The following is a 24909-nucleotide window of genomic DNA, read 5'->3' as shown; positions in this document are numbered from 1 at the left end:
AAGCTCCGACTCCTGAAAACAGGAAAAAAATCTAAATAAGCAGCAAGAAATGCGTCGAAGGCTGTCTTGTGGCGATTTTGCGACCTATATGCAGGGATCATGAAGGCCGACAAAACAATCGCAAAAGCGTGGATTAAGGCGCAGGGACGAGCCAGCCGTTCCAGTACCTCCGTCGTAGTGATCCTCGGACTGCTCTCGACCCTTCTGGGTCTTCTGCAGGCATGGGCTCTGGCCCGGACACTTGCTTCCATCCTGACATCCCATCCGGGGAATGCGCCGCCAGCCATCGGGCTGTTCCTGATTGTCAGCGTGGCCCGGACAGGACTGAGCGTCATTCAGGACGTCATGGCATCCACCTCCAGCCTGACGGCACGCCGCAGACTGCGTTCAGAGATTCTGGCGCGAATCATCGGGGAGGGACCAGCTCTCCTGCGCCGTCAACACAGCTCCGTCATCGCCTCCACACTGGTCGATCGCGTTGACGCTCTGGATGGCTATTTTGCGCGCTGGCTTCCTGCGTCAGCTCTCTGGCTGGTCTCTCAGTGGATCGTGGTTGCCGCTGTATTCTGCCAGAATCACAAGGGAGGTATCATCCTTGCGATCTGCTGCGCCACGCTACCAGTTTTCCAGGCGGTCTTTGGCATAGCCACGGCCGTGGCGTCCCGCAAACAATTCCTGGCCATGACCCGGCTCCAGACCCGCTTTCTGGATCGTGTTAAAGGTATCGCCACCATCGTACTGTCTGGCGGCACCGAACGGGAAACGCAGGCTCTCGCAAAAAGCGCTGATGACCTGCGCATACGCACGATGAAAGTCCTGCGCATCGCGTTCATTGCATCTGCGACGACAGATGTTGCCATGGTGGCGGCTCTCGTCCTGATCGTCATTACCCAGAGCCATAGACTAACAAGTTCAACGCCGGAACTGACTCTGACGCGGGCACTTTATGCAATCCTGCTGGTTCCTGAAGCCTTCGCCTCATTTCGTGCTTTGTCGGCCGCTTATCAGGACCGCGCCCATGCAACCGCTGCTGCTGAAGCCATGCATGCCCTCGCACCGATCCCCGAAGAACGCGGTGCCGTCGAAGTAACCACGACAGACGCGACCCATAGCCTGTCGATCACAGCAGAGAACCTTTTCTTTGCGTGGAACCAGGAGCGCGGCCCCGTTATTCACGATGTCAGCTTTACGCTTCCGGCTGGCGAAACACTGATCCTGGAAGGCCCATCCGGATCAGGCAAATCCACGCTGATTGAACTGCTTCTCGGCTTTATTGAGCCGTCAGAGGGAAGCATTTTCTTTGGTAGTCAGAACATGGCCAGCATGACGCCTCGGCAGATTTCTTCCCAGATCAGCTGGATTGGACAGAAACCTGTTCTTTTCGCGGGAACAATCCGGGAAAATATTCTTTTCGCAAAGCCTGATGCGTCCGAAGCCGAGCTTGCGGCAGCCATTTCAGCGGCGGCCGTAGATCGCTATCTCCCACTCCTTCCGGAAGGGCTGGAAACCCGCATTGGTGAGGGAGGCTTTGGTCTCTCCGGAGGGCAGGCACAGCGCATCGCCATCGCTCGTGCGTTTCTCAAGAACTCACCAATCCTGTTGCTGGACGAGCCTACATCCCATCTCGATCCGGCAACAGAAGCCGAAATTCTGGAAAGTCTTCACAGACTGGCACAGGGTAGAACTGTCATTCTCTGTACCCACTCCGCACAGGCCCAACAGTTCCACGGGCGACATCTCGTTCTCAACAGAGGTCGCGCCATCTCCTATACGGAGGAAGCGGCATGAGCGCCTCTCTTCAGTCCGAGCATCCCAAAAACGGAACGGCTCTTTCCCGCATCATCCAGATCTGGAAGCCGCATTACGGTCGCCTGATTACTGGCGGTATTATCGCAGAACTTGCTGTCTGCTCCGGCTTGCTTCTGATGGGGCAGGCTGGTAGTCGCATCGCGGCCGCGGCAGTGGGTGTAGCTGCCGGATCAGCTCTTCTGCAGCTCGCCGGCTCATCCCAGATCGTTCTTCGTTACCTCGAACGTCTCTACACGCATGACGCCATGTTCCGGGCGCTGTCGGATCTACGTGTCTGGTTTTATCGCCGACTGGCTCAGGGTGCCGCAGCAGGTCTTGGCTTTCAGAGATCCGGCGACCTTCTGTCGCGCCTGGTGTCTGACGTGCAGACACTGGACAATCTTTATCTCCGTATTCTTATTCCACTGGCCGCAGCAGTCCTGACGTTGCCAGTAGCAACCATTGTCTGGCTGAGAGCTGGTACATTACCGGGCCTGATCACCGGGGCACTCTTTGCCATTCTGGCGTTTGCCCTGCCTTGGATGGCCGCACGCCTCTCCAAAAATTTTGGTCCTGATATTCTTCATGCGGAGTCCGATCTTCGGGTGGCAGCCCTCGATCTTGCGTCGGGTTTGCGGGAAGCAAGAGCTTTCGGCGCAGAAGACGTGCTGGCAAACGTTGTAATCCAGCGTCAGGACGTTCTGTTTGCAGCACAACGACGCCAGTCCCTTCGCATGGCTCTTACAAACGGGCTGGCAGGGCTGGTTGCAAAAGCGGGTGTTGCAGTCGTGCTCTGTGCCGTTGCGGGCATAATCTTCCACCAGTCGGCGCCCGTTGCCGGTATCGCCGCTCTGTTTGTTGCGATCACAGCCCTGGATGGCGTCACAGGACTGTCCCGTGCTGGCCTTCTTTACGGGCAGGTCTCCCATGCAGTGGATCGGATCATGGACGTTGCCGAGCGTGGCTCTCAAGTCCCGGAAGGAACAGCGCCCCTTCCACTCCGTCACGATATCCGCATTGAGAATGTGACTTTCCGCTGGACGCCAGACCGGGCTCCCGTTTTTCAGGATCTGACCCTGACCCTTCGTGAAGGGGAGCGCGCCGCCCTGATCGGTCCTTCAGGTGCTGGGAAGTCGAGCCTCGCCGCGCTGCTCCTCAAGGTCGTCGTTCCAGAAAAAGGCAAGATCTTTCTGGGCGGCACGGATATTGCAGCACTTCAGAACGAAGCTCTTCGGTCTCAAGTCGCGTGGCTCTCCCAGTCTAGCCACCTCTTTGATGACACCATCCGCGATAACCTTCTTCTAGGCCGCACTGACATTTCCGAAGACGCCATCTGGGGCGCGCTCGAACAGGCAAAGATTGCCGACACGGTTCGAAGCCTTCCCGATGGTCTGGACACATGGATTGGGGAAAGCGGATCGAAGCTCTCAGGAGGGCAGGGCAGACGTATTGCACTGGCCCGCGTCCTGCTCTCGAACGCCCCTGTTCTTATTCTGGACGAGCCGGCAACCGGCCTTGATGCTGATACAGAAAAAGCCTTTCTCGAAACCCTGAACAATGTCGGAGAAGGGCGAAGCGTGCTACTGATCGCTCACCGCCTGACAGGCGTTGAAAGGCTGGATCGGATCTGGCGTCTTGAGAATGGACACGTTGTTTCAAGCGCAGGTTGACCAGTCTTTGCCGACAAGGCACCTAGGGGCCTCAATCCTTTCTTTCAGGACGTTACGCCATGGTTCGTATTCTTTCTTCCATTCGTCTTGCGGCTCCGGCTCTCGTCCTGACCGCCGCTCTGGCTGGCTGCGCAGACCAGCCGTCCCGTGACAGCTATGTCGTGTTCTTTGACCGTGATTCTGTGTCCCTGAGCCCGGTCGCACAGGCTGTCGTCACCAAGGCTGCAACCGCTGCCCGGAACGAACACGCACAGAGCATCCGCGTTGCTGGATCTGCCGGCGTGAATGGTGATCCGGCCGTTCTGAAAGAACTTGCAGACAGCCGAGCGCAGGCCGTCGCAACGCAGCTTGCCAATGACGGCGTCAACGGTGCGAAGATCGAGATCCGCCCAGAGCCGGAAACAACGATCGATGCCTCGCACGTCGCCCTGCGTCGTGTTTCCATCACGATCAATCCGGGTCTGTGATCCGGCGCCCGGAGTGACGGAGGCACAAGGCCCCCTTACGCCCGATCCGGGCCAGAACCCCGAACAGGTCCTTGCAGACGTGTTCGGGTTTTCCGGTTTCCGCGGCCTTCAGGGAGAAGCCGTAGAAACCGTAATGCGCGGCGAGGACGTTCTCGTTCTCATGCCGACCGGTGGCGGAAAAAGCCTCTGCTATCAGGTGCCAGCCTTATGCCGCGATGGCATGGGCATTGTTGTCTCCCCCCTGATTGCCTTGATGGACGATCAGGTTGCGGGTCTCCGACAGCTCGGTATCCGTGCAGCAGCCCTGCATTCAGAGCTGGAGACGGAAGAGCGGGAAATCCTCCGCGACGATCTGCGCAACAACAAGATCGACATCCTGTATATTTCGCCTGAAAGGCTTCTTCAGCCAGGCACCGGCAATTTTCTGTCAAAGCGCAAAGTGTCCCTGATTGCGATTGACGAAGCCCACTGCGTTTCGGCGTGGGGGCATGAATTCCGCCCTGAATATCGTGCCCTTGCGTCCCTGCCGGAACTCTTTCCCAACGTTCCCCGCATCGCCCTGACGGCCACGGCAGATCCCAGAACACGGGATGACATCCTGAACGTTCTGGGCATGCCCGACGCCCGGGTTCTCATGGCCAGCTTTCACCGACCTAATCTGTTTGTGGAGGCACGCCCGAAAGGTGGCGAGAGCAAACAGCTTCTTGAAGCGCTTGAAAGTCACCGCACCGGTGCGGCCATCGTTTATTGCGGCAGCAGGAACAAGACCGAGCGCACGGCTACCATGCTGCGGGGCAAGGGCCTGACAGCTCTTCCGTATCATGCAGGACTATCACCGATCGAGAAGCGGGCGACCCTTATGCGTTTTCGCTCCGGTGAAGACATGGTCATCGTCGCCACAATTGCCTTCGGTATGGGAATTGACCGGCCCGACGTCCGCTGCGTGATCCACCTGGATATGCCGTCTTCTCCGGAGGCCTATTATCAGCAGATAGGCCGGGCAGGGCGTGACGGAGAAAAATCCGACACGCTTCTCCTGTATGGCGGTGAAGACATGGCGCGGGCCCGTCATTGGCTGGAGCAGTCAAACGCGCCTGAAAACGAAAAACGTGTCATGCAGTCCCGCCTGGAAAGCATGATCGCCCTTACAGAAACCACAGGATGCAGAACACAGGCTCTTCTGGCCTGTTTCGGCGAAAATCTTTCATCACCTTGCGGGCATTGCGACAACTGCATCACGCCTGTCTCCACCTTTGACGGCACAGAGGCGGCCCAGAAAGTCCTTTCCGCCATCTACAGGACGGGTCAGCGGTTGGGAGCCGTGCAACTGACGAACGTTCTGCGTGGCAAGACGAACGAAACGATCGAACGCCATGCCTATCAGCATTTATCCGTGTTCGGGATCGGCAAGGATCAGACGGAAAACTGGTGGCGAGCGGTTGTCAGGCAGCTAATTGCCCGGGGTGCCATCCGCACTCATGGCGAGCATGGCAGCCTGGCTCTTCAGGCTGACATCGCACGCCCGATCCTACGCGGCGACGAGAAAATTTTACTCCGGCAGGATACACGCCAGAGCGTGATCGCTCGCACACCGTCGAGCAATCAGGAAAACGAGAGCCTGTCGCCTGAGGAAAAAACCGTGTTCGATGCGCTGCGCCAATGGCGGCTTTCGGAAGCCCGGGAACAGGAAATCCCGCCCTATGTCATCTTCCACGACTCTGTTCTGCGTGACATCGCGCGGGAACATCCGGTGAGCCATCAGGAGCTTGCCAGCATCAAAGGCGTGGGAACATCCAAGCTCGACCGGTATGGCGAATCGGTTCTGGCGGTCATCAAGGAAATCTCGGCCAAAATCATGGCCTGAGACTTCCCAGAATTTTATTAGACGGGCTTGACCGTAAACCCGATCGTAATGCTGTCCCCATCGAGGAACTGGAAGGTAAACGGGATTTTCTCTCCCTGTTGCAAAGGCTTCGTGATGCCACCGCACAGCAGGTGATACCCTGAGGGTGGGAAAATCATTTCAGAATTATGGGGAAGGGACAGATGGGAAAACAGGTCGTTTGTTGCCTGTGTCTGTTCCTGATTGGTGTGATGGGCAGTGATGCTCGAACAGATCGGAGAAGACACCCCCTTCAACAGATGATCCGCACCATCGTCATTGCGAATCGTGAAATAGCCGCTGGCATACGAAGCGTTGTGCGACGAGGGCGAGAGCGTTCCGTCCAGAACGACGATTTTCTGGCGGTTATGCTGGGCGGCAGGAAGCGCCCCGGCATCCTGGGCGAAGCCCGGAACCGCAGAAAACGACAGCAGGACAGCAAAAGCGGCAAATACCCGTTTCAACGACAGTCTCCTAAAAACGGACAGGCCCGTTTGGGTCAGAACGTATGATCCGGTAAACTGCCTCCAATTCCCCGGCCACCACAAGGCCCGAACAATCAGGACCGTCCATGCGTTGCCCTTTCTGCGGACATGAAGACACTCAGGTGAAGGACAGCCGGTCCAGCGAGGATGGAACTGCCATCCGCCGTCGTCGCGTCTGTTCCGCCTGCACCCAGCGCTTCACGACCGTTGAGCGCGTTCAGCTCCGAGAACTGACTGTCATCAAGGCTGATGGTCGCCGCGCACCGTTTGATCGGGACAAGCTCGCACGCTCCATTCGTGTGGCACTGCGCAAGCGTCCGGTCGAGGAGGAGCGTCAGGAACGACTGGTCAACGGACTGGTCCGACAGCTTGAGGCCTCCGGGGAACAGGATATTTCTTCACATCGTATCGGCGAACTTGCCATGGACGCATTGCGTGAGGTGGACGGTGTGGCTTATGTCCGCTTCGCCAGCGTCTATCGCGACTTCCGTGAAGTCGAGGCTTTCTCGAAGATCCTCGCCGACATGAACCCCATTTCCGGGGACGCACATGCGTCCCTGCCGACCAAAGACTCTCAGGAGACACCATGACCGCATCCGACGCGCCCACGAGCCACCCGACGCGCCGCAGCCGGACGATCGCCCGCGTTGCCGCTGTTCAGGCCCTGTTCCAGTGCGAACAGTCCGGCGACAATGCGGAAACCGTTCTCAACCAGTTCCTCCGCCACCGCCGTGTCAGCCCAACAGCATCTTTCGAAGACGGCCATATCCCTGATGCAGACCTTACCCTGATGCAGGAAATCGTTCGTGGTGTCACACTGAAGCAGGACAAGGTGGATCACACACTGAGCGACCTGCTGCCAGAACAGTGGCCAATGGCCCGTCTTGATCCGGTCCTACGCAGCCTGCTGCGTGCGGCCGTTTTTGAGATCGCAGAGACCGATACGCCAGACCGCATTGTCATCAACGAATATATGGACGTGGCCCATGGTTTCTTCTTCGGTGACGAGCCGAAGATGGTAAACGGCATTCTGGATACCCTCAGCCGTCGCGGTGAAGGCAACGCCTGATCCATGTCGGGCGAATTCAGTTTCATCGCCCGACACTTCCGGCCCCTCGCGGGTCGGGAAAGTCTCGACCTTCGAGATGACTGTGCCCTGATTTCCTGCCCTCCGGGGCAGGAAATGGCCATTTCAACCGATACAATGGTCGAGAACGTCCATTTTCTTCCGGATGACCCGCCGGAAACGCTCGGACGAAAGCTCCTGCGCTGCAATCTGTCAGATATCGCAGCTATGGGGGCCACACCCTATGCCTATACCCTGAACGTCACCATTCCCCGCGGACCTCGTCACAACGACACCTGGTTCAGCGCTTTTGTATCCGGACTATCTGAAGATCAGACCCGATACGGCGTGATACTTCTAGGAGGTGACACAACCTCAACGTCAGGGCCGCTGGTGCTTTCTGCCACAGTATTTGGCCGGTTGCACAAAGGGACAGCACTGCGGCGAAATGGCGCCAAACCAGGCGACAGCCTCTGGGTGACGGGCACAATTGGTGACGCCGCGCTTGGCCTGCTGGCTCTTCAGGGAAAAGTCCCTGATCCGTCAGGATTTCTGGCCGACCGCTATCGTCTGCCGCGACCAAGAACAGGATTGGCACTGAACGGCATCGTGCATGCAGCGATGGATATTTCAGACGGGCTTATCCAGGACTGCCAGCATATTGCTGAAGAGTCCGATGTCGCCATTGATCTTCAGGCAGATGCCGTGCCCGCGTCACCAGAGGCAAAGTCCTTGGGACCGAAGTGGCTGGAGCAACGCCTGACGGGGGGCGACGATTATGAGTTGCTTCTGGCCTGTCCGCCTGAACAGGAAGCCTCTCTGGCGCAGATCTGTCGGGACGCCGAAATTCCCGTAACACGCATAGGGACGATCCGCTCAGGGAGCGGCGTGCGTGCGCTTAATCAGGCCGGGCAAGTCATCCAGTTTCTGAAAGGAGGATGGCAGCACTTCTGAACGCTGCCACCTCCTTTGGCTCTCAGCCCTCGATCGGGCACTCGTACAGGCGATACCGCTTGTAAGGATGCGGCACGACAGCTTCAGCCAGATTTTTCATCCGTGTATCGGATTCCTGGATCCACCCCAGCTCGACCCATTTGTAAGGGAGAGACTGACCACGGCGCAGCAGTTCTGAAATCGCCAGGGACGGCAGCAGAGAGCCGAGCATGGTTCCATGAAGCTTCCGGGTCACACCCAGCAGGATCACGCGCGCAGAGTGGAACCGGTGAAGTCCAAGGCGAACACCAAGCTTCACCCAACCCAATGGCGAAGGATCACCACCAAGATCGCCAGCAATGTCGTAAAGGTTCGGAACGACCAGAGCCATGGCAACAGGCTCCCCATCCTGATCAATCTGCACATAGTGCTCAGGCCGCAGCAGGGGCTTGAGCTGGTCGATCATCGCCTTCATTTCATAGTCCTGAAGGGGAACGAAGTTGTACTTCCCGCTCCAGGCATCGTTATAGAGCGTCCGCAGGACTTCCCCCTGGGCCGCAATCTGCTTCTTGGAGAGCCGCGTCAGAGAGATTGACCCAAGACGTCCTTCGCCAATCGTCAGATCACCCGGAACACGGAAAATCGATTCGCTGTCGTCCGTCAGATCCAGCTTGTAACTCAGCAGATCTTCCGTACGCTCATAGCCTGCGGCTTCCACCAGCTGACCGAGCAGCTTGGGATGCCACGGCATCGCAATCATCAGAGGCTGGTCCTGTCCCTCAATCATTAGGCCGGACTCACCATTTCCACTGAGCGTCACGGGACCACGAACACGTTCCATGCCCTGTAACCGGAGCCAGTGCCGTGCAGCATCCAGCAGCGCAGATACGACAGAGGCTTCCGGAACTGCATCCAGTGCTCCGAAGGAGCCGATCTTTTCGCCCCAGAATTCGATCGCACGATGGTCCACAATCGCCGCAATTCGCCCAACCGGGGTATTGCCACGCCACGCCAGAAAATAGCGGATGCTGGAGTGACGGAAAATGGCAGCCTTGCGAGGATTGAGAAGGTCGTTCTGTTCCATGTCCAGCGAAGGAACAAAGCCGGGCATTCCAGCGTAGATACGACGGGGCAGGGTGATGAAGAGCTTTAGATGTGCCCGCGTCGTAACTGGACGGACTACTAGATCATCTTGCGGAGCGGGCGATGTCATAGGGTCGGGCCTTGCACCTCTGGTTGGAAAACAGGTTCCGGAATAAAGGGTAGCGTGCTGTTCAGGCACGGGGTCGCATCTTCTGGCACGGGAAGGCTATACCTTTCCACCATCAATCCGACCATGACTTTCAATATATGGATCTTTCTTCCATGACATCGACACCGCCCAACAGGCCCGGTCTTCAATCACGCATCCTGATCACCGGGGCCTCAAGCGGCATCGGAGAAGCCCTTGCGCTTCATTATGCGCGGGCTGGCACACATCTCATTTTATGGGGACGCAACCAGACACGCCTCGACCAGGTCGCCGCGCAGGCTGCCAGACACGGCGCGACGACCGAAACACTGGCGCTGGATCTCTGTGACCCTGAGGCAGCGCTTCAGGCCCTTCGCTCCGCGGATGACAACACTCCAGTCGATATTCTTATTCTGGCTGCTGGCCTTGGCGATATCCGGCCGGAAGGTGAACTCACGGAACTTCCCGAGCAGGTAAAGACCATCTCACTGGTCAATTTTACAACGCCCGTCACACTGGCGACCGAAATGGCCCGGAGAATGATCACCCGTGGAGGAGGCAACATTGCCCTGATCGGTTCTGTCGCAGCCTTCCACGATCTGCCGATTGCCACAGCCTATAGCGGCTCCAAAGCTGGGCTGGCCCGGTTCAGTACGGCTCTTCACGCAGCTATGACACCGCATAATGTCCATATCACGCTAGTCTCTCCCGGCTATGTGGACACGCCGATGAGTCAGCGCCTGGAAGGAGCCCGACCTTTCCTCGTTTCTTCCCGCAAGGCAGCACGCCTGATTGCTCGCGCAATCGGTCAGGGAAGAGCCCATCTCATGTTCCCGTGGCCATTTGCACTCGCTCGCCTGCTAGAAATGCTGGTCCCCCGACCAATTGCGCACCGCCTGTTGCGATCCGCAGAAGTGCGACAGAGTGCGTCAAATTAGGAAAAGCATCCTCTCGTTAACTTGACGCAACGCAGCCGGTAAGCGACTGCTTCCACATTGAACCCGCCAGACAGGCCAGAGGAAAGTTGTCATGAGGGAAATCGTTGCGGTCGACATCGGCGGCACCCACGCCCGTTTCGCGATTGCAAGCATCGAGAACGGGAAAGTCGTCGAGCTTGGGGAAGCTGTCACCCTGAAATGTGCCGAGCACGCCAGCCTTGCCCTTGCATGGGAAGCTTTTGGCCGCTCCCTTGACCGTCCGATGCCCAAAGAAGCGGGTATTGCTGTCGCCTGCCCGGTTACGGGCGAAATCCTGAAGATGACGAACAATCCCTGGATCATCCATCCGGCCCAGCTGGCTCAGCGTTTGCATCTGGACAATTTTGTTCTGGTCAATGATTTCGGTGCAGTTGCCCATGCCGTAGCGCAGGTTGATTCTTCCTACATGCAACATCTTTGCGGGCCGGACATTGACCTTCCCCCCCAAGGAGCGATCACCATCGTCGGTCCTGGTACGGGACTTGGTGCTGCATGCCTCCTGCGCCGCGGGTCGAAGTATTTTGTCATGGAGACCGAAGGCGGCCATCTGGACTACCCGCCACTTGATGACGTGGAAGACCGGATCCTGAAGGCCCTGCGTCAACGTTTTCGTCGTGTCTCAGCAGAGCGGATCGTGTCAGGGCCGGGTCTGACCAATCTTTATGAAGTCATTGCAGAACAACAGGGACTCCCCATTACACTGCGGGACAACAAAACCCTCTGGCAGAACGCAATGGAAGGCTCAGATACGATTGCAGCTGCCGCTCTTGAACGATTCTGCCTGAGCCTTGGCGCAATTTCGGGCGACCTGGCTCTCGCACACGGAGCACAGGGCGTTGTCATTGCAGGAGGCCTGGGTCTGCGTCTGGCAGGAATTCTTGGAGAGTCCGGATTTGCGGAGCGCTTCGTTGCCAAAGGACGCTTTGAGACCATGATGAGCGAAATGCCCGTCAAGATCATCACACATCCTCAGCCAGGCCTGTTCGGCGCAGCAGCAGCATATGCAGAAGCTCACTCCTGAGGGAGTGGGCAAAACGACTGGATTTTCAGGGGGATAAATAAGGTCTCCTGGAGGTCCGGGCGGGAATCGAACCCACATTCGCGGATTTGCAGTCCGCTACATCACCATTCTGCCACCGGACCTCGGGGAGACAGGCGCTGTATCGTCTTTCAGAGCGTTTTGGTCAAGAGAGATATTTCAATCCACAAGAGGATTTTTCTTCTTGGAATGAACAGGCTATTAAGAGCTGATTCACGAAACGCTGCGATACAGTGTTCAGACGGCAGGATATCTCATGACTTCAGGATGCAACGGCGCAAAGACAATCACTGGTCCTCTGGGGCTGGGTCTTCTGACCTTCCTCCTGAGCGGCACCGCTCTTGCTCAGAAATATGATGGAAGCGGTTCGCCAACCTTTGTTCCGCATACGTTGCAGGAAGCCCTTTCTACTGCCTATCTGACCAATCCCACCCTCAGGGAAGAGCGCGCACGTCTTCGTGCGACGGATGAGCAGGTGCCAACAGCCATGGCCGGGTGGCACCCGACAATCCAGACCACAATGAATCTGAGCTATTACGACGGCCGAACCAATTACGCATCAACAGGTGGGTCTTTGGGGAGCAATGTTACTTACAAGACCCCTGGCTATAATGGCGGCGTAAATATTTCCCAGCCTCTCTATCAGGGCGGCAAAACACTCGCCAGCATCCATGCAGCAACCAATCAGGTTATGGCTGAGCGCGCGAAACTGATTGCGACCGAGCAGGAAGTTTTTACCAACGTCGTGAACGCATATGTCGGTGTAATTGAAGACGAGCAGCTTCTTCAGTTGGCCATCAACAACGAACGGGTACTTCAACAGCAGCTTCAGGCTACTGAAGAGCGCTTCCATGTTGGAGAAATCACCCGTACGGATGTCGCGCAGGCGCAGGCGGCGCTGGCAAGCGCTACCGCACAACGCCAGCAGTCAGAAGGTACCCTTCAGAGTGCGCAGGCCACATACCTGCAAATCATTGGCATTGCAGCCGCTCCAAACCTCGAACCGCCTCAGCCCCTAAATCTTCCTGTAAAAAGCGAAAAAGAAGCGGTTGCGCTGGCGGTTCAGAACAATCCGAATGTCGTCAATGCGCTCTTCACGGAAGCACAACAAAAAGACAACGTCTCTGTCCAGATTTCGGCCATCATGCCTAAGGTCTCTGCGGAACTGAATTACATGCACTCCGTCAATCAGGGTTACAGCCGGTCCCTGACTGACAACAAGTATGGCGTCATCGCATTCCAGATACCCCTCTATCAGGGGGGATCGGAATACGCCGCCATTCGCGGCGCGCGCCAGCAGACTCAGGCCGCACACCGGGAAGTCGACGTGCAACGCCGACAGGCTCTTCAGAAAGCTGCTGCGAGCTGGCAGCAGATGGTTGCCTACAAGCAGTCCATCGCCAGTGATCGCGTAGCCATTTCTGCCAACGTGATTGCGCTGGATGGCGTGGAACGACAGGCGCTTGTTGGCACCAGCACGACCCTTGCAGTTCTACAGCAGCAGCAGACGCTTCTTTCAGCTCAACAGGCTCTCGTACAGCATCTTTCCAATCTGGTACTGTCATCGTACGCGGTAGCGGCATCTGTCGGCCGTCTAACAGCGTCAGACCTGAAGCTTGGTGTGCCCCTGTATGACGAAAAAGCCTATTATAACGCCGTTAAGAACAAGCTGTGGGGAACGAGCGATTACGCCATCAACCAGCCCGGGCGTTAAATTTTTCCTATAAGCCGCGGATGATTTTGCAGCCCATGATTTCCCAACCGCAGCCCGATCCGGGCAGTGATGATGACACAATTGAAACCGTTCTCAGCTCGATCCGTCGGATCCTGCATGACGACACGATCAACAAGGATAAAAAGGGCCAGCTTATGACATCAGCCACACCTCAGGATGAGCTTACCCTTGATCCCTCCATGATGGTGTCTGCCCCTAGCGGTGCCACTGAGACCGATCAGCAGACACGGGAAAATTCCGCAGCTGACGACCTTATGGGTGCCCAGACCATTGCCGCGGCTGAACATTCTCTCAGAGATCTTCAGAGCGCATTTAGCGAACGGGCCAGCAAGGTCATCCCATCTGATACTGTCATCAGCAATGGAAGCGGGATGACAATTGAGGATATGGTACGTACAGAAGTGCGGGCCATGGTTCGGACCTGGATGGACGCTCATCTTCCATCACTGGTGGAAATCCTGGTCCGCGCCGAGATTGCACGCCTCCGCCCCAACAGCTGAAAAGCTTCTATTCGTTTTCCACTCTAACAGCCGTCGCTGATCTTTCTGGATTATCATGCTCGAAAAAAGTTTTGTTCCCGCTGAACACGAAACCTCCCTGTACGAAAACTGGGAGAAAAGCGGGGCATTCCGTGCTGACCCGAATGCACCGGGAATACCTTTTTCGATCATGTTTCCACCCCCCAATGTCACGGGTACCCTTCATCTCGGCCATGCCCTGACTTTTACCCTTCAGGACATCCTGATCCGCTGGAAGCGTCAGGAAGGCTTCAATGTCCTCTGGCAGCCAGGCACCGACCACGCAGGTATCGCAACCCAGATGGTTGTCGAGCGTGCTCTGGATAAGGAAGGCGTAAGCCGGACAGCACTTGGGCGCGAAGGCTTTCTGGAGCGCGTCTGGGACTGGAAACAGCAGTCTGGTGGTGAAATCGTTCAGCAGCTTCGTAAGCTTGGTGCCTCAGCCGACTGGGAGCGTGAGCGCTTCACAATGGATGAGGGCCTATCGAAAGCCGTTCGAAAAGTCTTCGTTCAGCTTCATCAGGAAGGCATCATTTACCGTGACCGCCGGCTGGTAAATTGGGATCCCAGCTTCCGCTCCGCAATTTCGGACTTGGAAGTCGAGAACCGCGAAACCAAGGGCTCAATGTGGTACATCCGCTATCCGCTTGAGGATGGCAGAACCATTACCGTGGCCACCACTCGCCCTGAAACAATGCTGGCGGACGTTGCCGTAGCCGTTCACCCTGAAGATGAACGTTATGCTGACATGATCGGCAAACTGGTCACGCTGCCTCTGACAGGCCGACGCATCCCAATCGTAGCAGACCTTCATTCCGATCCGGAAAAGGGTACGGGGGCCGTCAAAATCACGCCAGCACATGACTTCAACGATTTTGAAGTTGGCAAGCGTCATGATCTGCCGGCCCCTACCATGCTCGATGAAACAGCATGCATATGGCTTGATGAAATTCGCAGCGAATTGCAGGACGTTGAAGGCCTCGCATCCATAGAATTTGTAAATTCTCTGACCGGCCTGAGCCGGGAAGAGGGACGCAAGCGGATTGTGTCCGAGCTTGAACGTCTGGAATGGCTTGAAAAAATCGAGCCTCACAAACTTCAGGTCCCTTATGCGGAACGTGGAGGCGCCATCGTCGAACCCCGTCTCACACTCCAGTGGTATTGCGATGCCCAGAAGCTTTCTGGTCCGGCGGTCGAAGCAGTCGAGAACGGCAAAATCGTATTTGAGCCTCGTCAGTGGCAGAATACGTTCTTCGCCTGGATGCGGGATCTTCAACCATGGTGCATTAGCCGCCAGCTCTGGTGGGGACATCGCATTCCCGCCTGGTATGCTCCAGACGGAAGCGTTTTTGTTGCTGAAAACGAGGCCGAAGCTCAGGCACAGGCCGGCGAGGGTATACTACTCACACAGGACGAAGACGTTCTGGACACATGGTTCAGTTCGGGCCTCTGGCCGTTCACGACGCTCGGCTGGCCCGACAAGACCCCGGAACTGGCGCGGTATTATCCAACCAGCGTGCTGGTCACAGGTTTCGACATCATCTTCTTCTGGGTTGCCAGAATGATGATGATGGGTCTGCATTTCATGGATGACGTTCCGTTCCGTACGGTTCTGATCCATGGCCTCGTCCGGGACGAAAAAGGACAGAAAATGTCCAAGTCCAAAGGAAATGGCCTCGACCCTCTGGATCTGATCGCAGAATTCGGCGCCGATGCCACACGGCTGGCAATCTGCGCAGGAACCGGACCGGGACGAGACATCAAGCTTGGCAGAAAGCGCGTTGAAGAACATCGCGCCTTCGTAACCAAGCTCTGGAATGCGGCACGTTTCCTCGAAATGAACGGCGCAGCGCCTGTGGCCGACTTCGACGCAGCCAAAGTGCAGGGAAGCCTCAGCCGCTGGATTCTCACAGAAGCCAATACAGCAATTGCCGAAGCGCAGCAGGCATTGTCAGCCTATCGTTTCGACGAATATGCAAACTGCTGCTACCGCTTCGTGTGGAGCTGCTTCTGTGACTGGTTTGTAGAATTCTCCAAGCCGGTATTTGCGGCTGACAACGAAGAAACAACCGAACTGCGCGCGGTCAGTGCTCATGTCCTTGGTCTGATTCTCCGCCTGATGCAGCCAGTGACACCATTTGTAACAGCGACGCTCTGGGAACAACTCGGCTATCATGGTGACTTCACCAGCATACGCTGGCCGGAGGCCATGACTGTTCAAGGCGCCGAAGAGGCGCGGGCAGAACTTGACTGGGTCGTGCGACTGATCAGTGAAATTCGGACTGTCCGTTCGGAAATGAACATTCCGCCGTCCCAGAAGGCTCCTTTGATTTTCCGGGATGCATCCCCGGAAAATCTAGCCCGCGCCAAAACTTGGGAAGAGGCCATTGGTCGCATGGCACGTGTTTCGGAAGTCGACGTTCTGACAGGCGACATGCCCCGTAATGCCGCTCAGGTCGTTCTGGACGAGGCAACTATTTTTATTCCCCTTGAAGGGCTTATTGACCTCGATGCAGAGCGTGCGCGACTTGCAAAAGAGATCAGCAAGAACGAAGGTGAGATTGTTAAGGTCCGCCGCAAACTGGACAACGCTGATTTTGTTGCACGCGCAAAGCCTGAAGTGGTTGAGGAAAACCGTCAGCGCCTTGAAACCTTCGAGCACGACCTCGAACGGTTCAAGGCGGCTCTGGTACGACTTGGCTAAAACTCGACATTTTACTCGTCTTGCTCTGGCGGCAACACTTTTCCAGGTGCTTCCAGCCAGAGCTTCAGAACTTCCGGCTGGCTCCAGCATTCAAAAGGCTGTTCTGTTTGGCCAGACCATGGATCTGATGGCCTTCCGGCCCTCAGATTGTCATCCGCGCGCAATTCTGCTCGTCATGGCAGCAAAAGACCGAGATAGCTGGACTTATCGGGATGACAGTATTCCTCTTGCCCAAGCTGTCTGCGGTGTTGTTTTCTCCCCTACATTTCCTGAAAAACAGTTTCCAACCTGGCAATATCAGCGAGGTGGTTTTCCTGCCCGAAATAACGAACTGCCAGCGGCCGCTTTAATCAAACCCATGGAACAATGGGCATGGCAGGAAACCGGTCTTCCTCAACTTCCCATCATTCTGATTGGTCATTCTGCGGGCGCACAGTTTCTGGACCGTGTGGCGGCTTATGCATCCGCAGATGAAGCGGAAATCATTCTCATGAACCCGGCAACCTATGTTGAGCCTGAGACGGAAAGCCCCGTACCATACGGCTTCAATGGCTGGCCCGAGAATATCCAGCAGGCCTCAATCAAACATTATCTTGGCGAGCACCTGACCATTCTTCTGGGGTCAGATGACGTGGAAACAACGCTTGGGGCCGGGCGCATTGCACAAGCCATGGGGCAGGGACGCAATCGTCTTGAAAGAGGACAGTGGGCTTTTGCGCAAGCTAGGGAACAGGCCTATCGGCTAAACGTCCCATTTAACTGGGACATCGATATTGTTCCCAATACTGGCCATGACGGCCAGAAAATGATGGCCTCTCCCGAGTTAAGAGAGGCCGTAGAGCGGGTGATCAGCCGCGTGTCTTCACAATGATCTGGGAAAGATCGCGAACAGCGCCATTGGCGGCACTTGTCGTCATGGCGGCGTAAGCCTGTAAAGCACGGGAGACATAGCGTGTCCGGTTCGGCTTCCAGGCCTGTTCGCCACGATTGTGCATGGCTTCACGACGGCGGGAAAGCTCTGCATCCGAAACATCCAGATGCATACCGCGGTTCGGGATATCGATCACGATACGATCGCCATCTTCCACCAGTCCGATCAGACCACCTTCAGCAGCTTCTGGAGAGACATGTCCGATGGACAGGCCCGAGCTGCCGCCTGAGAAGCGACCATCCGTGATGAGAGCACAGACTTCTGCCAGCCCCTTGGATTTCAGATAGCTGGTCGGATACAGCATTTCCTGCATCCCCGGGCCACCGCGCGGTCCTTCGTAGCGAATGACTACGACATCCCCGGCCGCAATCTTGTTGCTCAGAATAGCAGCGACAGCGTCATCCTGACTTTCGAACACGCGGGCAACGCCCGTGAATGTCAGAATATCTTTTGCAACGCTGGCCGTTTTTACGATGGCACCATCTTCGGCAAGGTTGCCGTACAGTACAGCCAGTCCACCATCCTGTGAAAATGCATTCGGTCTGTTGCGCAGAACACCCGCGTCACGGTCCAGATCCAGCTCGTGATAGCGGCTCGCCTGCGAGAAAGCATGAACGGTACGGACGCCACCAGGCGCAGCACTGAACATATGCCGAGCTTCTTCGTCACCGTTCACAACGTCCCATTTCTGCAAGGCCTCCGCCATTGTCGGTGCATGCACTGTGGAAACGGATGTCTCGATCAAGCCCGCGCGATCCAATTCACCAAGAATGGCCGGAATGCCACCCGCGCGATGCACGTCTTCCATGTGAACGTCGGCCTTGGCTGGGGCCACCTTGCACAGATGCGGAACCTTGCGGGAGAGGCGGTCGATATCCGCCATGTGGAAATCGACTTCGCCTTCACGCGCTGCGGCCAGCAGATGCAACACTGTGTTCGTGGAGCCACCCATGGCGATATCGAGTGTCATGGCATTTTCAAAGGCACTCCGCGTCGCGATGCTGCGCGGCAGAACGGAGGCATCATCCTGCTCATACCAGCGGCGTGCCAGCTCAACGGAAAGACGGCCAGCCCGCAGGAACAGATCGCGACGGTCAGCATGGGTGGCCAGCAGAGAACCATTACCCGGCAGGGCAAGACCCAGAGCTTCCACAAGACAGTTCATGGAATTGGCCGTGAACATGCCGGAGCATGATCCACACGTTGGACAGGCAGAGCGCTCGATTTGCTCGGACTCACTATCCGTCACATTCGGGTTGGCAGCCGCTACCATGGAATCCACGAGATCCAGCTTGCGCTCGATACCCGGGCCATTGAGCTTGCCGGCTTCCATTGGGCCGCCAGAAACAAACACAACAGGAATGTTCAGTCGCAGGGACGCCATCAGCATGCCCGGCGTGATCTTGTCGCAGTTGCTGATGCAGACAATGGCATCGGCGCAATGCGCATTGACCATGTACTCGACGGAGTCAGCAATCAGCTCACGGGAGGGCAGGGAATACAGCATCCCCCCATGACCCATCGCGATGCCATCATCAACGGCAATCGTGTTGAATTCCTTGGCAACGCCGCCAGCTTCCTCAATTGCAGAAGCGACCAGTGACCCCATGTCCTTAAGATGGACATGCCCGGGCACAAACTGGGTAAAGGAGTTGGCAATCGCGATAATGGGCTTTCCGAAATCACCATCTGTCATTCCCGTCGCACGCCAAAGGGCACGCGCGCCAGCCATGTTGCGGCCATGGGTTGTGGTACGGGAACGATAGGCAGGCATCAGAACAGAACTTTCATAACGGAAGGAGCCATGCTCCATAGCGAATCAAACAAAAAAAGAACAGTGCAGGAAAGATATGAAAAGCATTCTCTCCCGCTCTTGCTAGATGGGAACACACGAGGCCAAAATCCATCCAAAGATCAGGAGCCTTTTGTGAAACGTTATCTTCTCAGCCTTGGAACGGCTCTTTCCCTCGCCTGCATCCCTGCCGCACTGGCTGCTCCAGCATCTGCTGGACCGGCCGTAACGCCAGACATGATCCAGACCGGAAATGACATTCCAGCTCATGCCGCCCTGCCAACTGATCAGCAGGATTACATCAAGCGTGACGTCATGATTCCCATGCGGGATGGCGTGAAGCTCCATACCGTGATTGTCATCCCCAAGGGAGCAAAAAACGCACCAATCCTGCTTACGCGGACACCTTATCATGCCAGTGAGCGGCTGAACCGCATTCCCAACGCACCAACCATGCGCGAGATCTGCCCCCAGGGCGATGGCGTCTTCGTTGAGGAAGGCTATATCCGCGTTTTCCAGGATATCCGTGGAAAATATGGGTCTGAGGGCAACTACATCATGACCCGGCCGCCCATCGGGCCGCTCAACCCAACCAAAACTGACGATACCACCGATGCGTGGGACACGATCGACTGGCTGGTAAAGAACCTGCATGAAAGCAACGGCCGCGTCGGAATGACTGGCTCGTCCTACGAAGGCTGGACCGTTGTCATGGCGCTACTGGACCCGCATCCGGCCCTCAAGGTGGCAGCTCCGGAAAGCCCTATGGTGGATGGCTGGATGGGTGATGACTGGTTCCATTACGGCGCCTTCCGTCAGCCTGGCCTCGACTACTTCACCATGCAGATGAGCGAAGCCGGCGAGGGACCGACCATTCCCCGTCCGGATGCAGACGATTACACCAACTTCCTGCTTGCAGGCTCTACAGGCGCCTTTGCGACCAAAGCAGGCCTGAACCAATATCCCTGGTGGAACCGCCTGAAAGCGCATCCAGCCTACGACGCATTCTGGCAGGAACAGGCTCTGGACCAGATTATCGTCCGCAAGCCCCTGAAGGTTCCAACAATCTGGGAGCAGGGCCTCTGGGATCAGGAAGACATGTGGGGGGCGATCCATTCCTGGATGAACCTCAAGGCCCATCACACCCAGGTCCCCAATGTCCTTGTCATGGGGCCATGGCGCCATAGTGGCGTCAATTATGATGGCTCAACGCTCGGTCCGCTCCACTTCGAAGGCGACACGGCACTCTGGTATCGCTCCAATGTCATGCGTCCGTTCTTTGATCACTACCTCAAAGACGGGGCTGATCCGCATCTTGATGAAGCGATCATCTACAATACGGGTGAGAACCACTGGGATCATTTCCGCAACTGGCTTGGCGAGTGTGACACCACCTGCATGATGCGGGGCGAGCGCCTTTACCTTCAGCCCGATCACGGCCTGTCTTTCAAGCGGACACTGCCAGGAACGGATGCCTACATTTCCGATCCCGCCCATCCGGTTCCGTTCATGCCTCGCCCTTACAATGCCGGGGATGCGCGCTGGAAAGCGTGGCTTGTCACGGATCAGCGCTTCTCCGAAAGCCGCCCGGATGTTCTGACCTACGAAACGCCCGTTCTTGATGCGCCCGTGCGTGTCTCCGGTGTTCCGACCGCAGATATCTTTGCCTCCACAACAGGTACGGATGCGGACTGGGTTGTGAAGATCATCGACGTTCAGCCTGGCGTAACTCCGGATCGACCGGAAATGGGTGGCTATGAGCTTCCGATCTCCATGGATATTTTCCGCGGCCGTTATCGCAATGATTTCACGCATCCGTCCGCCATTCCGGCAGGGCAGGTTCAGGAATACAAATTTACGCTGCCAGCCGTGAACCATGTGTTCCAGAAGGGGCATCGCATTATGGTTCAGATCCAGTCGAGCTGGTTCCCGCTCTATGACCGTAACCCACAGACCTATGTGCAGAATATTTTCGATGCCAAGCCATCAGACTACCACACTGCCACCCAGACCATTCACCGAGGCGGCAACACCGCCAGCGCCGTCTGGCTACCGGTCGTGAAATAAGGAAAGCGCCTCCCTATATGGGGAGGCTCACCTCCTCAGGAGATCCAGTTCATGAGCACACAGTCTTCCATTCTTCTCGGCGCAGGCTGCTTCTGGTGCGTTGAGGCCGTGTTTACCGGCCTGCGCGGCATCATTTCGGCTGATCCGGGATACGCAGGCGGCCATGTAGACAGCCCGTCCTATGAGGCCGTCTGCACCGGCAACACGGGTCATGCGGAAGTCGTAAAAGTCGTCTTCGACCCTAAGGAGATTTCACTACACGATATTCTGCGCGTCTTTTTCACAACCCATGACCCGACGCAGCTCAATCGTCAGGGCAATGACATCGGCACACAGTACCGGTCTGTCATTTTCGGTGATGAAGAACAGCAGCGTGTTGCCCAGGCCGTAAAGGATGAAATCACGGCAGAACAGATCTGGCCTGCACCGATTGTCACGACCATCGAAGGTCCGGCCCATTTCTGGCGCGCCGAAGAAAAACACCTCGACTATTTTGCCCGGAACCCGGACACCGCCTATTGCGCAGCTGTTGTCGCTCCGAAGGTCGCCAAGGCCCGCAAGCTGTACCGGGATCGCCTGAAGACCCCGGCCTGAAGTCTTACTCTTCGGTTTCCAGATGGAAGCGGTCTGACTCTTCATCATAATCGAAGAGTTCCGCGTACCTTGCCCAGCCGATTGCTGTTGTCAGTGTCTGCTGGGCATAATCGGGCGACATGTTTTCTTCCAATGCTTTCCGGAAGCGATTGGCGTCCACAACATGATTGGGGCGCTCATCCAGCGTACTGCGGATCACGCGAAGAAGCGGCAGATAATGCAGCAGAGCCGTCCGCATGAGGTCGCGGCGCGCATCCGCATCCCCTTCGACGAAAGACCGCCCTTCATCCGTCAGAAGAATGTCGCCGTCTTCGAGCTCCGCAAGCTCCAGAAGCTGCAACGATTCACCAAGCGATAGGAGATCGTCGAGCGTCATCTGAAGACGCTGTGCCAGTTCAGGCAAATCCGCACGCCCGGATAGGGGGGCTCCGTTCAGAACTTCCATCAGCCCGACAAGAACCTCTACGGGCAGATCAGGCAGAACGATGGAGAGTGGTGGAAGCGCCGCAGGAGATAGCCCAACCGTCGTATCGACTTCAGAGACGATCGGCGCCCGACGCGTCATCAGCGTATAAATCTGATCTACAAACCGGCGGAAATCAGCATCTTCGCGGTTACGTGGATGCGGGAAGGGCACATTGATCTCATGTGTCACCCGGCCAGGGCTGGAAGAGAAAATCAGGATCCGGTCGCACATCAGCACGGCTTCCTCGATGCCATGCGTCGCCAGCAGCATGGCATGAAGGGACGACAACCGCTTTTCAGACCAGAGTTCAATCAGGTCCGTGCGTAGATTTTCTGCACTTAGAACATCCAGAGCAGAAAAAGGCTCATCAAGAAGCAGCAGGGCTGGCTGGAGCGCCAAGGCTCTTGCAAGAGACGCGCGCTGGCTGAGGGCCTCTGACAATTCTTTTGGGTAAGCGTTCTCATACCCTTCAAGCCCCATGACTGCGATCGCCGCACTCGCCTGGCTCTCACGGTCCGCTCGCGACAAACGACGCGCCTCAAGCCCGAGAAGAACGTTTTGCCTCAGGGTTAACCACGGAAAAAGTGCTCCGGACTGAAAGACCGTGGCAATGCCATCAAGCGGACCGTTGACCGGTTTTCCCTGCCAGAAAACCTTTCCTTGTACAGGGGGCATCAATCCGGACATGACGCGCAGAAGAGACGATTTTCCTGAGCCGGATCGCCCCAAAAGACCAAGAATTTCTCCGGCACGGACATCAAAACTCACCTGATCGAAAACAACGAGATCAGCATTGCTGTCTTTCAGATAGGTCTGACGGCAGTCCTGGAGGCTGAGCAGGGTTCGGGTCATTGGATCGCGTATTTCTGGGCGGCATGAACCGCAAGGGGCTGAAGAACGAGACGGTCCAGCAACATGGACAAAAGTGTGAGAAGCATGAGGACAACAACCTGAGCCGCAATCTGGCCCTGAAGCATATCGGCCAACAGCGTTGCCCCAAGACCGGTGTCGGACGGCACAAATGCCTCTGCAATCATGACCGCATCCCAAATGGGTACGGCCGCCAGCAGAAGTCCGCCACACAGGTCAGGGGCCACGGCAGGAAGGATAAGCCGCTTCCAGAGCAGCGCCCCTTTGAGGCGCAGACCTCGGGCTACCTGACGAAATGGCCCTGGAATAGCCTGCATCGCATCCAGAACAGTTCCCCCGGTCAGCCAGTGCGCACCGATAAACAGCAGTACCGCCGCAGGAATAATGTCGAACTCACGGAAGAGGGGATAAAAAAGAACGGCCGGAAAAAGCGCGCCCGCAAGCACAAGCAGTCTTGCCACCCGGAACATGCGTTCGCCCGCATCAAAAAAGAACAGAGCCAGAGGAAGCCAGAGCAGCCCACACAGCACGAGTGCCCCGCAGACATGAGAAAGCGTGAGAATACTCTCAAGCAGATCATAAGGCAGTCGGTCAGTGAGGTGACTGTGTGCGACGGCTAATCCCAGAAGAACCAGAGACGCTAAAGGCACAAGCCAGTCCGGCAAAGAAAATGAGGCGTAGGACATCGCGGGCACATGTCGCCGAGCGCGACCCACACGCCAGTTTCCAATCCCGCCGATCAGCCTGTGCAAACCTACACTGGCCCCATTCAAGATCGCGGATTCACGCCAGAACTGCAGCATCCACGACCGGCCTCGGTTTTTCTGTGGCTGCGGACCATCCAGCCTGTAACGCTGTGCCCATCCCATCATCGGGCGCGTCAGACACTGATCAATAATCAGGATCAGAAGGACCGCCAGAATACCGGCCGTCAGGAACCACGACGCATGATGCGTTTCGAGCCCAATAAGAGCCTGCGCTCCCAAACCGCCAACGTCATGGCGCATCAGAAGCGTCGCCAGCCCTTCCACACACAGGAGACGGAACCATAACCCCGGCAGGGCCTGAGACGCCCGGAAGGCGACAAGAGGAATGGCAACCGGCATCTGTAAACGCCAGAAATGCTGCCATCCCGTCATATGAAGACCGATAGCAACTTCGTTCAATTCGGGAGGGAGCGTTTCTTCAGCATCCAGAATGGCTGTGAGAACACGCCAGATCATGTTGAAGGCTGCCACGATCACGATAGTTGCGAGTGGTGGCAGGACGAGCGCCAGAAGCCCTGTCAGTCCAAGCCCGGGAATGGATCGAGCCACAGACAGCGCGGGAACAAGCAACTGGCGAAAACGTGGAAACTGACGGGACAGACCCGCGAGAGCCAGAGACACGATAACGACCGTGTCCAAGGCCAGAAACGCATGCAGAAGAGTGAACAGAAGCTCCTGCCATATCGACACTGCCGGTCTTCCAGGCAGTGGCAGAACATCAGGCACCCAGACCGCCTTTTTCACAAGAAAAAGGCATAGGGCAGCCCCAGCGAACAGGATCGAAAGTTCAATGCCGCTCATGCGCTGTCGCCAGCGATGCATGACGCGGATGGGCATGGCCAGAGGGCTGCCCGTCATGATGACCGTTGTCCTCCCGGTTTCAGAGTGACCGAGAGTAAGGAAGGTTCTTCCGGAGGCTCAAGTGTT

Annotated in this window: 20 protein-coding genes and 1 tRNA gene; 15 read left to right on the top strand and 6 right to left on the bottom strand. The window is 56.8% G+C overall.

The features are described 5' to 3' along the window. Positions 1-99 precede the first annotated feature (99 nt). The 4 genes from cydD to recQ are packed head-to-tail and all read left to right on the top strand — an operon-like array spanning position 100 to position 5789. Positions 100-1788: a thiol reductant ABC exporter subunit CydD gene (cydD, locus tag GFR01_RS12140; protein ID WP_099182664.1), complete on the top strand. Its 1689-nt coding sequence runs from the start codon at positions 100-102 to the stop codon at positions 1786-1788. Beyond that, positions 1785-3458, top strand: a complete 1674-nt coding sequence (gene cydC / locus GFR01_RS12135; RefSeq protein WP_099182663.1) for a thiol reductant ABC exporter subunit CydC — start codon at positions 1785-1787, stop codon at positions 3456-3458. Before cydD ends, cydC begins: the two co-directional genes overlap by 4 nt. 59 nt (positions 3459-3517) lie before the next feature. Then, entirely contained in the window at positions 3518-3925 is a 408-nt protein-coding gene (locus tag GFR01_RS12130) for an OmpA family protein (protein ID WP_063904671.1), read from the top strand. 13 nt (positions 3926-3938) lie between these two features. Continuing rightward, positions 3939-5789: a DNA helicase RecQ gene (recQ, locus tag GFR01_RS12125; protein ID WP_099182662.1), complete on the top strand. Its 1851-nt coding sequence runs from the start codon at positions 3939-3941 to the stop codon at positions 5787-5789. Positions 5790-5806: 17 nt separating this feature from the next. On the opposite strand, the gene GFR01_RS12120 is transcribed toward recQ, so the two are convergent. Next, complete coding sequence (locus tag GFR01_RS12120; protein ID WP_099182661.1) at positions 5807-6271, bottom strand: copper chaperone PCu(A)C; 465 nt, start codon at positions 6269-6271, stop codon at positions 5807-5809. Between the two features lie 107 nt (positions 6272-6378). Between GFR01_RS12120 and nrdR the strand changes: the two genes are divergently transcribed. The 3 genes from nrdR to thiL are packed head-to-tail and all read left to right on the top strand — an operon-like array spanning position 6379 to position 8312. Next, complete coding sequence (gene nrdR, locus GFR01_RS12115; protein WP_063904674.1) at positions 6379-6882, top strand: transcriptional regulator NrdR; 504 nt, start codon at positions 6379-6381, stop codon at positions 6880-6882. Further along, positions 6879-7361: a transcription antitermination factor NusB gene (gene nusB / locus GFR01_RS12110; RefSeq protein ID WP_063904675.1), complete on the top strand. Its 483-nt coding sequence runs from the start codon at positions 6879-6881 to the stop codon at positions 7359-7361. The genes nrdR and nusB overlap by 4 nt, the downstream gene beginning before the upstream one ends. 3 nt (positions 7362-7364) lie before the next feature. Next, on the top strand, positions 7365-8312 hold the full coding sequence (gene thiL / locus GFR01_RS12105) for a thiamine-phosphate kinase (protein WP_063904676.1): 948 nt from the start codon (positions 7365-7367) through the stop codon (positions 8310-8312). 22 nt (positions 8313-8334) lie between these two features. Here the strand turns inward: thiL and GFR01_RS12100 are convergent, their stop codons facing one another. After that, the gene (locus tag GFR01_RS12100; protein ID WP_099182660.1) at positions 8335-9504 is read right to left on the bottom strand and encodes a hypothetical protein; all 1170 of its coding nucleotides are present in this window, start codon (positions 9502-9504) and stop codon (positions 8335-8337) included. Between the two features lie 152 nt (positions 9505-9656). Between GFR01_RS12100 and GFR01_RS12095 the strand changes: the two genes are divergently transcribed. Together GFR01_RS12095 and glk are read left to right on the top strand one after the other, a co-directional pair. After that, a complete protein-coding gene (locus GFR01_RS12095; protein ID WP_063904819.1) occupies positions 9657-10460 on the top strand; it encodes an SDR family NAD(P)-dependent oxidoreductase in 804 nt (267 codons plus the stop codon). Positions 10461-10551: 91 nt separating this feature from the next. Then, the gene (gene glk, locus GFR01_RS12090; RefSeq protein ID WP_063904678.1) at positions 10552-11520 is read left to right on the top strand and encodes a glucokinase; all 969 of its coding nucleotides are present in this window, start codon (positions 10552-10554) and stop codon (positions 11518-11520) included. A 48-nt stretch (positions 11521-11568) separates the two neighbouring features. On the opposite strand, the gene GFR01_RS12085 is transcribed toward glk, so the two are convergent. Further along, positions 11569-11642, bottom strand: a tRNA-Cys gene (locus GFR01_RS12085). A 152-nt stretch (positions 11643-11794) separates the two neighbouring features. On the opposite strand from GFR01_RS12085, the gene GFR01_RS12080 reads away from it, so the two are divergent. From GFR01_RS12080 to GFR01_RS12065, 4 genes are read left to right on the top strand one after another with little or no spacing between them, the layout of a single operon-like run. Further along, positions 11795-13252: a TolC family outer membrane protein gene (locus GFR01_RS12080; protein ID WP_063904679.1), complete on the top strand. Its 1458-nt coding sequence runs from the start codon at positions 11795-11797 to the stop codon at positions 13250-13252. Positions 13253-13287: 35 nt separating this feature from the next. Next, positions 13288-13773, top strand: a complete 486-nt coding sequence (locus GFR01_RS12075) for a DUF2497 domain-containing protein (RefSeq protein ID WP_099182775.1) — start codon at positions 13288-13290, stop codon at positions 13771-13773. 55 nt (positions 13774-13828) lie between these two features. Then, a complete protein-coding gene (locus GFR01_RS12070) occupies positions 13829-16495 on the top strand; it encodes a valine--tRNA ligase (protein ID WP_099182659.1) in 2667 nt (888 codons plus the stop codon). After that, positions 16488-17366 (top strand): hypothetical protein, encoded by an 879-nt coding sequence (locus GFR01_RS12065; RefSeq protein ID WP_244902283.1) that lies wholly within the window; start codon positions 16488-16490, stop codon positions 17364-17366. Before GFR01_RS12070 ends, GFR01_RS12065 begins: the two co-directional genes overlap by 8 nt. On the opposite strand, the gene ilvD is transcribed toward GFR01_RS12065, so the two are convergent. After that, positions 17344-19200: a dihydroxy-acid dehydratase gene (ilvD, locus tag GFR01_RS12060; protein WP_099182658.1), complete on the bottom strand. Its 1857-nt coding sequence runs from the start codon at positions 19198-19200 to the stop codon at positions 17344-17346. The genes GFR01_RS12065 and ilvD overlap by 23 nt on opposite strands. 153 nt (positions 19201-19353) lie before the next feature. Here ilvD and GFR01_RS12055 point away from each other — a divergent pair, with 153 nt between their 5' ends. Next, positions 19354-21285 (top strand): CocE/NonD family hydrolase, encoded by a 1932-nt coding sequence (locus GFR01_RS12055; protein ID WP_099182773.1) that lies wholly within the window; start codon positions 19354-19356, stop codon positions 21283-21285. Positions 21286-21336: 51 nt separating this feature from the next. Continuing rightward, on the top strand, positions 21337-21879 hold the full coding sequence (msrA, locus tag GFR01_RS12050; RefSeq protein WP_099182657.1) for a peptide-methionine (S)-S-oxide reductase MsrA: 543 nt from the start codon (positions 21337-21339) through the stop codon (positions 21877-21879). Between the two features lie 4 nt (positions 21880-21883). On the opposite strand, the gene GFR01_RS12045 is transcribed toward msrA, so the two are convergent. Beyond that, positions 21884-23197 carry an ABC transporter ATP-binding protein gene (locus GFR01_RS12045; protein ID WP_099182656.1) on the bottom strand — a complete coding sequence of 438 codons (1314 nt, stop codon included), beginning with the start codon at positions 23195-23197 and terminating at the stop codon, positions 21884-21886. Then, positions 23194-24840 carry an ABC transporter permease subunit gene (locus GFR01_RS12040; RefSeq protein WP_099182655.1) on the bottom strand — a complete coding sequence of 549 codons (1647 nt, stop codon included), beginning with the start codon at positions 24838-24840 and terminating at the stop codon, positions 23194-23196. Before GFR01_RS12040 ends, GFR01_RS12045 begins: the two co-directional genes overlap by 4 nt. Positions 24841-24909 lie beyond the last annotated feature (69 nt).

It is taken from the genome of Gluconobacter frateurii (assembly GCF_002723955.1).
In the GTDB taxonomy this organism is placed as follows: domain Bacteria; phylum Pseudomonadota; class Alphaproteobacteria; order Acetobacterales; family Acetobacteraceae; genus Gluconobacter; species Gluconobacter frateurii.
Note: the sequence above shows the minus strand (reverse complement) of the source record. Positions and strands in the feature narration are given on the sequence as shown.

Excerpts from the sequence above, each read along its gene's own strand:
- thiL (WP_063904676.1), top strand. The coding sequence starts at position 7,365 with ATGTCGGGCGAATTCAGTTTCATCGCCCGACACTTCCGGCCCCTCGCG.
- ilvD (WP_099182658.1), bottom strand. The coding sequence starts at position 19,200 with ATGCCTGCCTATCGTTCCCGTACCACAACCCATGGCCGCAACATGGCT.
- GFR01_RS12130 (WP_063904671.1), top strand. The coding sequence starts at position 3,518 with ATGGTTCGTATTCTTTCTTCCATTCGTCTTGCGGCTCCGGCTCTCGTC.
- nrdR (WP_063904674.1), top strand. The coding sequence starts at position 6,379 with ATGCGTTGCCCTTTCTGCGGACATGAAGACACTCAGGTGAAGGACAGC.
- GFR01_RS12100 (WP_099182660.1), bottom strand. The coding sequence starts at position 9,504 with ATGACATCGCCCGCTCCGCAAGATGATCTAGTAGTCCGTCCAGTTACG.
- GFR01_RS12095 (WP_063904819.1), top strand. The coding sequence starts at position 9,657 with ATGACATCGACACCGCCCAACAGGCCCGGTCTTCAATCACGCATCCTG.
- GFR01_RS12070 (WP_099182659.1), top strand. The coding sequence starts at position 13,829 with ATGCTCGAAAAAAGTTTTGTTCCCGCTGAACACGAAACCTCCCTGTAC.
- GFR01_RS12045 (WP_099182656.1), bottom strand. The coding sequence starts at position 23,197 with ATGACCCGAACCCTGCTCAGCCTCCAGGACTGCCGTCAGACCTATCTG.
- GFR01_RS12040 (WP_099182655.1), bottom strand. The coding sequence starts at position 24,840 with ATGACGGGCAGCCCTCTGGCCATGCCCATCCGCGTCATGCATCGCTGG.
- GFR01_RS12080 (WP_063904679.1), top strand. The coding sequence starts at position 11,795 with ATGACTTCAGGATGCAACGGCGCAAAGACAATCACTGGTCCTCTGGGG.
- cydC (WP_099182663.1), top strand. The coding sequence starts at position 1,785 with ATGAGCGCCTCTCTTCAGTCCGAGCATCCCAAAAACGGAACGGCTCTT.
- msrA (WP_099182657.1), top strand. The coding sequence starts at position 21,337 with ATGAGCACACAGTCTTCCATTCTTCTCGGCGCAGGCTGCTTCTGGTGC.
- cydD (WP_099182664.1), top strand. The coding sequence starts at position 100 with ATGAAGGCCGACAAAACAATCGCAAAAGCGTGGATTAAGGCGCAGGGA.
- GFR01_RS12075 (WP_099182775.1), top strand. The coding sequence starts at position 13,288 with ATGATTTCCCAACCGCAGCCCGATCCGGGCAGTGATGATGACACAATT.
- glk (WP_063904678.1), top strand. The coding sequence starts at position 10,552 with ATGAGGGAAATCGTTGCGGTCGACATCGGCGGCACCCACGCCCGTTTC.
- nusB (WP_063904675.1), top strand. The coding sequence starts at position 6,879 with ATGACCGCATCCGACGCGCCCACGAGCCACCCGACGCGCCGCAGCCGG.